Source organism: Cryptosporangium phraense, assembly GCF_006912135.1.
Classification (GTDB): Bacteria; Actinomycetota; Actinomycetes; order Mycobacteriales; family Cryptosporangiaceae; genus Cryptosporangium; species Cryptosporangium phraense.
Map to the genome: position 1 here is coordinate 136,417 of NZ_VIRS01000004.1, position 11,831 is coordinate 148,247.

The 11,831-nt window shown below is 69.5% G+C and carries 13 protein-coding genes; 5 read left to right on the forward strand and 8 right to left on the reverse strand.

Annotated features, from left to right (window positions below; all coding sequences use genetic code 11):
* Nucleotides 1–183: 183 nt before the first annotated feature.
* The gene (locus tag FL583_RS07610; protein WP_142703761.1) at nucleotides 184–759 is read left to right on the forward strand and encodes a hypothetical protein; all 576 of its coding nucleotides are present in this window, start codon (nucleotides 184–186) and stop codon (nucleotides 757–759) included.
* A gap of 200 nt (nucleotides 760–959) precedes the next feature.
* Here the strand turns inward: FL583_RS07610 and FL583_RS40005 are convergent, their stop codons facing one another.
* The 4 genes from FL583_RS40005 to sigK are packed head-to-tail and all read right to left on the reverse strand — an operon-like array spanning nucleotide 960 to nucleotide 2,760.
* Nucleotides 960–1,112, reverse strand: coding sequence for a hypothetical protein (locus tag FL583_RS40005; RefSeq protein WP_170323538.1), 153 nt, complete (start codon nucleotides 1,110–1,112; stop codon nucleotides 960–962).
* A gap of 12 nt (nucleotides 1,113–1,124) precedes the next feature.
* Nucleotides 1,125–1,466 (reverse strand): MmcQ/YjbR family DNA-binding protein, encoded by a 342-nt coding sequence (locus FL583_RS07615; RefSeq protein WP_142703762.1) that lies wholly within the window; start codon nucleotides 1,464–1,466, stop codon nucleotides 1,125–1,127.
* A complete protein-coding gene (locus tag FL583_RS07620; RefSeq protein WP_142703763.1) occupies nucleotides 1,466–2,176 on the reverse strand; it encodes an anti-sigma factor in 711 nt (236 codons plus the stop codon). Before FL583_RS07620 ends, FL583_RS07615 begins: the two co-directional genes overlap by 1 nt.
* The gene (gene sigK, locus FL583_RS07625; RefSeq protein WP_142703764.1) at nucleotides 2,173–2,760 is read right to left on the reverse strand and encodes an ECF RNA polymerase sigma factor SigK; all 588 of its coding nucleotides are present in this window, start codon (nucleotides 2,758–2,760) and stop codon (nucleotides 2,173–2,175) included. The genes FL583_RS07620 and sigK overlap by 4 nt, the downstream gene beginning before the upstream one ends.
* A 142-nt stretch (nucleotides 2,761–2,902) precedes the next feature.
* On the opposite strand from sigK, the gene FL583_RS07630 reads away from it, so the two are divergent.
* From FL583_RS07630 to FL583_RS41535, 3 genes are read left to right on the forward strand one after another with little or no spacing between them, the layout of a single operon-like run.
* On the forward strand, nucleotides 2,903–3,742 hold the full coding sequence (locus FL583_RS07630) for a helix-turn-helix transcriptional regulator (RefSeq protein ID WP_142703765.1): 840 nt from the start codon (nucleotides 2,903–2,905) through the stop codon (nucleotides 3,740–3,742).
* Nucleotides 3,743–3,775: 33 nt separating this feature from the next.
* Nucleotides 3,776–4,531, forward strand: a complete 756-nt coding sequence (locus FL583_RS07635) for an SDR family NAD(P)-dependent oxidoreductase (protein WP_142703766.1) — start codon at nucleotides 3,776–3,778, stop codon at nucleotides 4,529–4,531.
* Nucleotides 4,532–4,587: 56 nt separating this feature from the next.
* Nucleotides 4,588–5,289 (forward strand): alpha/beta fold hydrolase, encoded by a 702-nt coding sequence (locus tag FL583_RS41535; RefSeq protein WP_142703767.1) that lies wholly within the window; start codon nucleotides 4,588–4,590, stop codon nucleotides 5,287–5,289.
* A gap of 30 nt (nucleotides 5,290–5,319) precedes the next feature.
* On the opposite strand, the gene FL583_RS07645 is transcribed toward FL583_RS41535, so the two are convergent.
* The 4 genes from FL583_RS07645 to FL583_RS07660 all read right to left on the reverse strand — a co-directional run bounded on the left by FL583_RS07645 (nucleotide 5,320) and on the right by FL583_RS07660 (nucleotide 10,890).
* The gene (locus tag FL583_RS07645) at nucleotides 5,320–6,297 is read right to left on the reverse strand and encodes an ABC transporter substrate-binding protein (RefSeq protein ID WP_142703768.1); all 978 of its coding nucleotides are present in this window, start codon (nucleotides 6,295–6,297) and stop codon (nucleotides 5,320–5,322) included.
* A gap of 39 nt (nucleotides 6,298–6,336) precedes the next feature.
* Nucleotides 6,337–8,295, reverse strand: a complete 1,959-nt coding sequence (locus FL583_RS07650) for an ABC transporter permease (protein ID WP_205751918.1) — start codon at nucleotides 8,293–8,295, stop codon at nucleotides 6,337–6,339.
* Nucleotides 8,292–9,356, reverse strand: coding sequence for a quaternary amine ABC transporter ATP-binding protein (locus FL583_RS07655; protein ID WP_240746613.1), 1,065 nt, complete (start codon nucleotides 9,354–9,356; stop codon nucleotides 8,292–8,294). Before FL583_RS07655 ends, FL583_RS07650 begins: the two co-directional genes overlap by 4 nt.
* 238 nt (nucleotides 9,357–9,594) lie before the next feature.
* Complete coding sequence (locus FL583_RS07660; RefSeq protein WP_142703771.1) at nucleotides 9,595–10,890, reverse strand: esterase-like activity of phytase family protein; 1,296 nt, start codon at nucleotides 10,888–10,890, stop codon at nucleotides 9,595–9,597.
* A gap of 128 nt (nucleotides 10,891–11,018) precedes the next feature.
* On the opposite strand from FL583_RS07660, the gene FL583_RS07665 reads away from it, so the two are divergent.
* Entirely contained in the window at nucleotides 11,019–11,810 is a 792-nt protein-coding gene (locus FL583_RS07665) for a CAP domain-containing protein (RefSeq protein ID WP_170323539.1), read from the forward strand.
* The last annotated feature ends 21 nt before the right edge of the window (nucleotides 11,811–11,831 follow it).

The window sequence follows — 11,831 nt, forward strand, 5'->3', positions numbered from 1 at the left end:
CACTGGGCCTTGCTGCGTCGCCCTGGGGACCGGCCGCCAGGCCGCATGCTCCCGGGCGGCCGTGGCGACTTGACCATGTGGAGAAAGTTCTCACCTGGTTGAGGGCTGCCTCATCCAAGAAGACGTCAAACGCGCAGGGCCCTAGACTGCTCCACCGTGATGAGTTGCCTCGACTGTGGCCAAATGCTGGTTGACGTGCCCGTGGGTGGGCCGTGTCCCCAGTGCGGCGGCGGCCGGCGAGATGCGACGGTCTACGGCTCGGTCGTGATGGCAGCGTCCGCCGTACTAACCGCCACCGCAAGCGTCGGTTATCACCCCGGACGGCCGTGGCAGCAAAAGTGGCGCGATACTCAGTCCGACCTTCGGCAACTGGAAGCGGTGTATGCCGGGCCTGGCGTCAATAACGAGACAATGCGCCGATACGTCGAGGCCTTCTTCAAGGACTGCCAAGAGCTCGCAGACTGGCTCACCCATGGAGGTGGTTCGTCGAACGCCATGGATTTCGTCCACGAGGATGCAGATCTTCGCCTCTGCGATGGAATGGCGCAGACAACTAAGCACCATACGCGAGTAAGGGGAAAAGACCCGGTTACCGCACAGGTCGCATGGATCCACGGCGGCCATCATCCCAGGGCCGAACTCGAATGGTCGACGCCGGCCGGGGAGGGTGGAAAGGTGGATGCGCTCGATCTGGCTCGCCGATGCATCGCAGCGTGGGAACGCTACTTTGCGCTTCACTCACTCGACGCGGCGGGTTGAGTGAGTGCCGCAGACCTATATGGCGCTGCGGATCGCCTCCCAAGGGCTACGAGCGTAGGTAGGCACAAGCTGGGCTCGACGTTGCGGAGCGCTGCAGGTATCGCAGGGTCTGCAGGTTGCTGAACGTAACCCCAGGGACCTCGCCTAATCCAGACAGTGAATAAACCCCGGGCCCAGAACCCGGTGGCGGTCTCCTCCTTCTAGTTGGCGAGGATTTCGGTATAGGACAGGCGGGAGCGGTTGTCGATCGCGGTCGTGGCCTGCCGGTCGCGGTCGGCCCAGCGCGCGGCAGCGGTGGGTGAGGCCTGGAAACGGTCGGCGGCCCGCCGCACCGACCAGTGGAGACGAGCCACGCGAGCTGCCGCCTAAAGGCCGGACCTGGCGACCACGCTCTTGGGCGCGGTGGCTCGCCAGGCGTCGATCAGGTGCTCCCGCATCGCCGCGGGATCGACGCCCTCCAACCGAACCTGCACCCACCCGTGCCGCCCCACGTACCCCGGCACCCCGTAAACCTCCGGGTTCGACGCCACCAGCGCTCCCTGCTCCCCCAACGTCGCCTTGAACGTGGCCGTCGGGTCGGCGCTCCCATCCGCCGAGCACGACGCGAACATCTTCTTCCGCACCCGGAACGTCGGATGCCCCCACGTCTCGACCTCGACCGCCTCCGGCAGCGCCAGCGCCAGCCCCCTCAGCTCGTCCACGTTCATCAGGCCACTCCCACGGTCGCGCGAATGTCGGTCGGCCCCTCGGCGCCGCCCTCATCCTCCAGGCTCACGGCCAGCGCATCCCCCGGTCCGAGGTTCCGCACGACCAGCGAACCGCTGCGCACCCCCGGCTTCAGCACCCCCAACGACGTCGCCGCCCCGCCGTCCACCCGCCACAGCTGGTACGTCTTCCCGTCCGGCGTGCGGGCCAGGTCGTCGTACGTGAGCACGGCCGCTCGCTGCGACGCGGAGTACACGGCCGTGAAACGGCCGGTTCGAACGTCGGCCGACACCGCGCGCTTCGCGTCCGGCGCGGCCAGCACCCTCGCGGTCTCCTCCTGCAGAGCCACCACCCGGGCCCGCTGGTCGTTCACCCGCTCCTGCTGCACCGCCCACGTCACCCCGACCGCCCCCGCCAACACAGCGGCCGCCGCCGCCACCGCGACCAAGAAACGCCCACGCGGCCGCCGAGAGCCACCCGGTACCACCGCGGGAAGCTGACGCGTCGCCCTGGCCGACGCCAGCACCCGGTCCCGCATCCCGGCCGGCGGTACCGCTTCCGCTCCCAACCGAGCAGCAGCCTCGCGGAACTCGGCCACTTCCTCGGCGCACGCCTCGCACGTCCGCAGGTGCCGCTCGACCGCCGCCCGCTCCACGTCGTCGACCGCGTCCAGCGCATAGGCGCCGTTCAGCAGGTCCGGGTGTTCGTTCATCGGCCCACTCCGAGGCAGTCGCGCAGCCGGATGAGCCCGTCACGCATTCGTGTCTTCACCGTCGGTACCGCGAGGTCGAGCGTCGCCGCCACCTCGCGGTACGTCTGCCCGCCGTAGTACGCGAGCGTGATCGCCTCCCGCTGCACGTCGGTCAGCCCGCGTAGGCACCGTCGCACCTGCTGGTGCTCCAGGCGACCGGCCACCTCGTCGGCCACCGCGTCGTAGGCCGGTGCCTCCGGCACCGCGGCCCGCTGTTCGCGGTCGGACGCGGCCTGGGCCGACCGCACCCGGTCGACGGCCCGCCGATGCGCCAACGTCAAGATCCAGGCGGACGCGGTCCCGCGCGCCGGATCGAACCGGGCCGCGGTGCGCCAGACCTCGACGAGCACCTCCTGGGCGACCTCCTCGGCCTGCGAGGGGTCGCGGACCACCCGCAGGACCAGCCCGTAGACGCGCGGAGCGACCTCGTCGTAGAGACGGGTGAATGCGTCGTCGTCGCCCCGCCCCACCTCGATCAGCATCGACCCGAGCGCATCGGCCGGTGACTTCTCCGGCGCACCCTGAGCGCGCCGCCAGCGTTCCATGCCTGCGAGCCTCCTCGAATTCCGCCGCCGTCGGAAGCTATTCGGAGCCGCCCGCGCGCCGGATGGGTCGGTAGGCAGGGACAAAAGATCCCTGGATGATCGCGTCCTTACTGTTCACCGCGGCCGGGGGCATGCTGGAGCCATGACGGACCGGGCACAGTTGGCGGAGTTCCTCCGGGCGCGCCGGGAGGCGCTCCAGCCGGAGGACGTCGGCCTTCCCCGCGGTTCCCGGCGGCGCACCGGCGGGCTCCGCCGCGAGGAGGTCGCCGCGCTGTGCGGGATGTCGACCGACTACTACACGCGGATCGAGCAGCAGCGCGGGCCGAACCCGTCCGAGCAGATGCTCGCGGCGATCGCCCGCGGCCTGCACCTGAGCCTCGACGAGCGGGACTACCTGTTCCAGCTCGCCGGGCACACCGCACCGCAGCGGGCGTTCCGGTCCGACCACATCAACCCCGGCATCATGCGCATCCTCGACCGGCTCGACGACACCCCGGCCCTGGTCCTGACCCGCCTCGGCGAGACGCTCCGGCAGACCCGGCTGGCCACCGCGCTGCTCGGCGACCAGCTGAAGTTCACCGGGATGGCCCGGAGCACGGTCTACCGCTGGTACACCGATCCACGCTCGCGGCTGATCTACCCCGAGGAGGACCACCCGATGCACGGGCGGGCCTTCACCGCCAAGCTCCGGGACGCGTACCGGCTCGAGGGCCCAGGCTCGCGGTCCGCGGCGCTGGTGGAGACCCTCCTGAAAACCAGCCCGGAGTTCGCCGCGATCTGGGCCGAGCACGACATCACCGCCGGCTACCCCGAGTTCAAGCGGATCAGCCATCCCGAACTCGGGATCCTCGAGGTCCAGTGCCAGACGCTGCTCGACCCCGACCAGTCCCAGACGCTGCTGGTCTTCACGGCCGCGCCGGGCACCGAGAGCCACGAGAAGCTCCAGCTCCTCTCGGTCATCGGCGACCGCGTCGACGTCTGATTCACCCAAATGCACCACGAGATAGGGATACCCATGTCCAAAATCGCCCTGATCACCGGCGCCAACCGCGGCCTCGGCAAGAACACCGCGCTCGCGCTGGCCGAGGACGGCGTCGACCTGATCCTCACCTACCGGTCGAACGAGGCCGAGGCGGCCGCGGTCCTCGAGGCGGTCCAGAAGCTCGGCCGTACGGCCGTCGCCTTCCGGCTCGAGGTCGGTGCCCTCGAGACCTACGACGAGTTCACCGCCGACGTCCGGACCGCGCTCGAAGAGCACTGGGGACGGGAGAACTTCGACTACCTGGTGAACAACGCGGGCATCGGCATCTACGCGTCGATCGCCGACACCACGCCCCAGCAGTTCGACGAGCTGATGAACGTCCACCTGCGGGGCGCGTTCTTCCTGACCCAGGCGATGCTGCCGCTGATCGCCGACGGCGGCCGGATCGTCAACCTCTCGACCGGCCTGGCCCGGTTCACCAAGCCCGGGTACGCGGCCTACGCGCTGATGAAGGGCGGGGTCGAGGTGTTCACCCGGTACCTGGCGGCCGAGCTCGGCCCGCGCGGGATCACCGTCAACACGCTGGCGCCCGGCGTGATCGCGACCGACTTCGCCGGCGGCGCGGTCCGCGACACCCCGGCCATCCAGGAGGCGCTGGCCCAGGAGATCGCGCTGGGCCGCGTCGGGCAGCCGGACGACATCGGCGGCATCGTGGCCGCGCTCCTCGACGACCGCACCGGCTTCATCACCGGCCAGCGCATCGAGGCCTCCGGAGGCACGCTCCTCTGACGGCGCGGCCCAGCACGACCCTCGGGAACATGCGCGGCTGACATACAGTCCGGCCCGTGTCGAACCCGCGCCTACCGGTGGCCATCGCCCTGATCGCGGCGGTGGTCGCCGGCGTCGTGTGGGGGCCGGGTCTCGTCGTCCGCCTGGCGATCGTCCGCAGCCATCCGTACGCGCTCGACCGGTTCTACCGCCAGGACGTCGACTGGCACGCCTGCCGAGCCGAGTCGGACGACCTCGGCACGCGCTGCGCGGAGGTCACGGTGCCGCTGGACTACGACCGGCCACCGGGCCGGACGACCACCGTGTCAGTGGCCCGCCGTCTGGCCACCGACACGAAACACCGGGTCGGAACCCTGCTGCTCGACACGGGCAGCTCCCTCGACGGGATGAGCGAGGTCGTGGATCGCGCGCCGACGGTCGCGGCCCGGCACGACCTGGTGGCCGTCGATCCGCGGCTCTCCGGTCGCGGCCTGGTCGTCCAGGATCTCGACGTCCTGCGCAGCGCCCTGCTCGAGGAACGCGTGTCGTACCTCGGCTGGTCGTCGGGCGGGGCGCTCGGCGAGGCCTACGCCCGGACGTACCCCCGGCACGTACGCCGGGTGGTGAGCGACGGCGCCGGGCGGATCGCCGGGGATCCGCCCACCCTCCGGGTCACCGGGAACTACCTCTTCGACGGCAACCGCTGCGTCGCCCAATTCGTCCAGCAGTACCTGGTGGAGAACCAGCTACCGCCGCGGGACGCGGTCTGCCCACGCTGAGCAGCAGCGTGGGCAGACCGGTCACGGGCCTCAGGTGCCCTGCAGCCAGGCGTCCACCTTGGACTTGTTCGCCTCGACCCACTTCTTGGCCGCGGCCTCGTCGGACAGCTTGTCGACCGCGATCGACTTCGCGACCGCGTTCTGGTCCTCGGACGTCCACTTGAAGTTCTTGATCAGCGTGTACGCCGGGCTACCGGAGTCCGCGAACTTCTTCGCGACGATCTTGTTCAGGTCGTAGTCCGGGTAGTCGCACGCGACCTTCTTCGGGTCCGCGTCGCAGCCGGGCTTGTACGGAGGCAGCTTCACGTTCACGGCCGGGACCTCGTTGAGGAACCACTGCGGCGTGTAGAAGTACGCGAGCAGCCACTTCTTCTGCTGCTCGGCCTGCCGGAACGCGGTGATCAGCGCGGTCTCCGACCCCGAGTACACGACCTTGAAGTTCAGCTTCAGGTTCTGCACCAGCGCGGCGTCGTTCGTCACGTAGGACGGGTCGCCGTCGAGGAACTGCCCCTTGTCGCCGGACTCCGACGTTTTGAACTGGGCCGCGTACTTGTTCAGGTTCTTCCAGTCGAGGACGTCCGGGTGCTCCTTGGCCAGCCACGGCGGGACGAACCAGCCGATCTTGCCGGGCACGCCGGTCGAACCGGCGTCGACCGCGACCTTCTCGTCGGTGATGTACTTCTTGGTCAGGTCCGGGTGGCCCCAGTTCTCGACGATCGCGTCGACGACGCCGGTCGAGAAGCCCTGCCACGACACCTGCTCCAGCAGGTTCTTCTTGACGACCTTGCAGCCGAGCTGGGTCTGCGCGACGTAGGCGATGACCGCCGCGTTGGCCTCGTAGCCGACCCACGGGTTGACCGCGAGGTTGACCGTGCCGCACTTGCCCTTGCTACCGGCGTCGCTGCTGCCGGCGTCGTCGCCGACCTTGGCGCCCCCGCAGGCGGAGGTGACGAGCGCCAGCACCGCGAGCGGTACGACGAACTTGAGCCTTCGGAACTTTCTGACCACTACGGCTCCCTAGAGCTGGGGATTCGAGGGGAGTTGAAATCAGCGTTCCCGGGCCGCGGCCCGGGAGATCCGGTCGAGCAGGATGCCGAGCAGGACGATCGCGAGGCCGGCGGCCAGGCCCTTGCCGAACAGGCTGGCCTGGGAGAAGCCCGCGACGACGTCGTAGCCGAGCGCGCCGGCGCCGACCAGCCCGCCGACGACGACCATCGCCAGCACGTAGATCAGCCCTTGGTTGACCGCCAGCGTGATGCCCCGGCGGGCCATCGGCACCTGGACCTTGGTGATGATCTGCCAGCTGCTCGACCCGACGGCGGTGGCCGCTTCGACGGTCGTCGGGCTGACGCCGCGGATGGCGTCGGCGATGATCTTGATGCAGACCGGAGCGCCGTAGACGACCGCGGCCACGATCGCGGTGAAGCGGCTGGCCGCGAACAGGCCCAGGAACGGCACCAGGTAGACGAACGCGGGCATCGTCTGGGCCGCGTCAAGCACCGGCCGGATGACCGCGTCGGCGCGGCTGCTCCGTCCCATCCAGACGCCGATCGCCAGCCCGAGCAGCGCCACCACGACGGTGGCCACCAGCGTCGCGGCCAGCGTCACCATCGCGTCCGACCAGACGCCGGTGCCGATCAGCAGCGCGAGCAGGATCGCCGACAGCAGCGCGGTGCGCCAGGTGCCGAGCACGTAGGCCAGCGCGGTGATCGCGACGAAGACCAGCCACCAGGGCGACTGGCTGAGCAGCGACTCCAGCGGGTTGATCACGGCGGCGGTGAAGCCGTCCTTGAGGCCACCGGTGAAGCCGGACAGGTGCAGCGCACACCAGTCGCTCACCGAGGTCGCGGCCTTGATGATCGGTGACCCGAAGTTCGGACTGTCCGGGAACTCGGCCGCCCAGAGGTAGGTGTAGGAGAGGTAGGCGCAGATCAGCGCCACCACTCCCCCACCGGCCAGCGCGTAGCGCCGGACCGGCGAGGGTGGCGCGCCTGCGGCACGCTCCTGCTCCACGCGGACGCTCGCCGCCGTCGTGACCCGGTCGAGGATCACGGCCAGGACGACGATCGACAGCCCGGCGTTGAACGCGGTGCCGACGTCGAGGGTCTGCAGTGCCCGGACCACGACCTGGCCGAGACCGGGCGCGTCGATCAGCGCGGCGATCGTGACCATCGAGAGCGCGGCCATGATCGTCTGGTTGATGCCGATGACGATGCTCGGCTTGGCCATCGGGAGCAGCACCTTGCGCAGCAGCTGGTTCCGGGTCGAACCGAGCGACTCACCGGCCTCGACGCTGTCGGTCGGGACCTCGCGGATGCCGTGCGCGGTCAGCCGGATCACCGGCGGAACCGCGTAGATCAGCGTCGCGATCGTGGCCGCGGCCGGGCCGATCAGGAACAGCAGCGTGAGCGGGGCCAGGTAGACGAACGTCGGCATCGTCTGCATCAGGTCGAGGACCGGGGTGACGACCGCGTTGAACCGGTCCGAGAGGCCGGCCCAGATGCCGAGCGGGATGCCGATCAGCAGCGACAGCAGCACCGCGGTGATCGTCAGCGCGAGCGTGTCCATGCTTTCCTGCCACAGGCCCTGCGTGCCGATGAACAGCAGGCCGACGACGGTCAGCAGCGCGACCCGCCAGTTGCCGAACGCCCAGGCCGCGTACGTGGCCAGCGCGACGACGCCGAGCCAGCCGACGTAGGGCAGCGGCCGGTCGCCGACCGGCTGGGAAATCAGGTGCTGCAGGAACACGACGATCTGGTCGATGCCGACCTTGATCTCGTTGAAGAAGTACAGGAACAGCGGATTCGAATTCCGATTCGCGCCGACCGAGTCATTCAGGTCGTTGAGTGACGAATGGAAACCATTGATGTCGGCCGGTGCCAATGCCAGGGTTTGTTTACCGTGAAACGCCACGTACCCGATCAGCCAGACGACGATGATGCCGACGACGGTCCAGCCCTTGTTCGGCCGGACGGCCACCTGGGTGCGGGGAAGCGCGACGCTCACGATTCGGCCACCACCCCGAGCACCTCCGGGTCCCCGACGACGCCCAGCAGCTCGCCGTCCGCGACGACCTTCACCGGGGCCGACGCCTCCAGCACCGCGCGCACCGCGTCCTTGACCAGGACGTCCGGGCCGAGCTCGTACTCGCCGAGCGTCTCGTCGGCCGTCGGCGGGCGCATGATCCAGCGCAGCGTGAGCACGTTCGCCTTCGGCACCTCCTGCACGAAGTCGCGGACGTAGTCGTCGGCCGGCGCCCCGACCAGCTCGGCGCCGGTGCCCATCTGGACCATCCGGCCGTCGCGCATGATCAGGATCCGGTCGCCGAGCTTGAGCGCCTCGGACAGGTCGTGGGTGATGAAGACCATCGTCTTGCCGACCTCGTGGTGCAGGCGGATGACCTCGTTCTGCATGTCCCGGCGGATCAGCGGGTCGAGCGCGGAGAACGGCTCGTCGAACAGCAGGACGCTGGGGTCGCCTGCCAGCGCACGGGCCAGCCCGACGCGCTGCTGCATGCCGCCGGAGAGCTGCTTGGGCAGCGACTTCTCGAACCCCGACAGCCCGACCAGGTCGATGACGTCCTGGGCGCGCTGGAGCCGCTCGGCCTTCTTCTCGCCGCGGATCTCCAGCCCGTAGGCCACGTTGTCGATGACCCGGCGGTGCGGTAAGAGCCCGAAGTGCTGGAACACCATCGAGACGGAGTGCCGTCGCAGCTCGCGCAGCGACTTGTCGTCGGCCTGGCGGATGTTGCGGCCCTGGATCAGCACGTCTCCGGCGGTGGGCTCGATCAGCCGGGTGAGGCAGCGGACGAGCGTCGACTTACCGGACCCGGAGAGTCCCATCACGACGAACACCTGGCCGGGCTCGACGTCGAAGCTGAGGTCACAGACCGCGGCCAGGCAGCCGGTCTTCTCCTTCAGCTCCGCGCGCGGGAGCGCGGCCAACTCGGGGTCGGCCGGAACGCGCTCGGCCCGGGGTCCGAAGACCTTCCACAGGTTGCGGACGCTGATGTCGGCGTCGGAACCGACGTCTGTATTCGGGGAAGCTTCAGCCGTCGATGCGGTCACGTCGGAAATCCTCACGCCGAATCCGTTGCGCATCATGCAATCAGGCGCACTGAGTGCAACACAGACTCTTGCGCAGGGCAGAGAGTGTCAAGCCTCTCCCGAACAGAAACAGCGAATTAACGGCTACGTCGTTATCCACCGGATATTCGCGCGCGCCGGACTGCCCGGCGAGGGTGATCTCCGAAGTCCCCACCCGGTCGGTCGACCGCGGATTCGGTCGACCGGCCGGGCGATCCGGCTATGGCAGACGCACGTACTGCAGCTGGGTCTGGATTCCGCTGTCGACCAGGTTGCCGTTCGCGTCGAAGGCCGCGGCCCCGTCGGTCATCCCGAAGTCGTTGTCGTTGACGATCGCGATCGTCTTCCGGTCGACCAATGCGATCCCCTCGATCTTCTTCGGCACGCCCGGGGTGGCGCCGAGGTCGATGACCAGCTTCTTCGGCGGCACCGGCACGCCGGTCGCCTCCTCGAGCGACGGCGACGTGGCCGGGTCGTCCCACTTCGAGCCGAGGATGTTCGTCGCCTTGCGCAGGTCGATGCGGTAGAGGCGGGCCGCGTTGTCGGTGCGCTCCTCGACCAGGACCGTGTGGTTGTCGATCCCGATCACCGCGGACGACTTCAGCGCGCTCGGGTCGTCCTCGCTCGGGTCGACGGTCGAGACCGCGTCGAACCCGTAGGCGTACTCGGCCACCACCTTCCTGGCGTGCGTCGAGAAGCGCACCAGGCGGGTGGTGCGGGACGCGTCGCCGGCGTCGCCGTCCGGGTTGGACAGCGGGCTCTGCAGGACGATCACCAGGTCACCGCCCGGCAGCAGGCCGAGGCCTTCGAACCCCCGGTTGATCTTCCGCTTCGCGAAGATCGCCGGGAGCGACTCGACCACCGGATAGTCGGTTCCGGTCAGACCCAGACCCTTGGGGACGTAACGAGCGAGGACTTTTCCGCTCGGCGAGACGTGCACCAGCGAGGGGCCGTACTCGTCGGCGAGCCAGAACGAGCCGTCCTTGGCCCGGACGATGCCCTCGGTGTCGAGGCCCTCGGGGTCGTAGTTCAGCGGGGTCGCCGCCGCGTAGTCGTACGGGGCCTCGTCGTGCGTCTTCTGGTTCGGGAGGCCGGTGACGCCCTTGCCGTGCCGGTTCGTGATCGGGATCGCCTTGATCACCTGGATCGTCGAGCCCTTGACCCGGATCCGGACGATCGCCGGGTCGAACGACGGCACCGGGAACGTGCGCCGGTTCTTCCCGTCGACCTTGATCTGGCCGTTGGGGCCGCGGTCGGTGATCGCCCAGAACTCGCCCGGGACCCCGGTCGGGTACAGGTCGCTACCGATCCCGCCGAGGTCGACGTTCCGGTCGTTCGTGACGCTGCCCGGCAGCAGGGAGTTGCTGAACCGGGCGAGCGGGATGTCGGGCAACGTCGCCGTCTTCAGGACGGTCCCGCCGGAGGTGGCCGCGCTGGCCGGCGTCCCGGTCGCTGTGAGCGCTGTGAGCGCCACGGCGCCTGCTACTGCCAACGAAAGGATTTTCACGCTCCGCAGCGTGGGCCGGGGACCGGGCGGCCGAGTTACGGCGGGATGAACTCCGGCACTTAGATCCCGCGCAAAGTTGCCTTAAGCGCGGCTGAACGCTGTTTCCGTGGCGAGTGTGATTGGTGAGGCTGGACGTCGTGAGCCATCGCCGTGCCCCTTCTCGTGTCCGGCTCTGGGTGGGCGGTGTGGTCGTCGTGGCCGCCGTGGCTACGGCCGGTATCGCGGTGACGGGCCTGGTTCGGGCCGATGAAGGGTCGGGCGGCGACAAGGCGGCGATCGAGGCGGCCGAGACCGTGGCCCCGCCGGCGGTCGACGACCCCACGCCGTGTTGTGCGCCGACGTCGTCGGCGGGTTCGTCGGCTTCTTCCTCGGCGTCGCCGGGTTCGGTGCGGCCGCGCTTACCGGGCGGGTCGCCGACCGCGGCGACCGGGCGCGCGCCGAGCAGCCCGAAGCCGAGCCCGCGGCCCTCGGCCACGAGGAAGACCTCTCCGCCGTCGTCGACGACGACGGGCTCGGCCGAGCAGCGCGTGTTGGCCGTCATCAACGCGGCCCGGGCCGAGAACGGCGCCGGACCCCTGTCGATGAGCAGCGGCCTGGTCGCCAGCGCGCACGATCACAACCTGGTGATGGCCGACGGGTGCGGGCTCTCCCACCAGTGCGACGGCGAGGGCGGCCTCGGAGACCGGATCTCCGCGGCCGGCGTGGACTGGCGCTCGGTGGCGGAGAACATCGGTACCGGCGGCCCGGTGGCCGACACCGAGAGCGCGCAGGGCGACATGGCGGTGCGGCTCACGAACGACATGCTGGCCGAGGTCCCCCCGGACGACGGTCACCGCAAGAACATCCTCAACCCGGACCTGTCGAGGATCGGAATCGACGTGATCATCGTCGACGGGACGGTCTGGCTCACCCACGACTTCGCGAACTGATCTGGCTCTACCATCACGCCC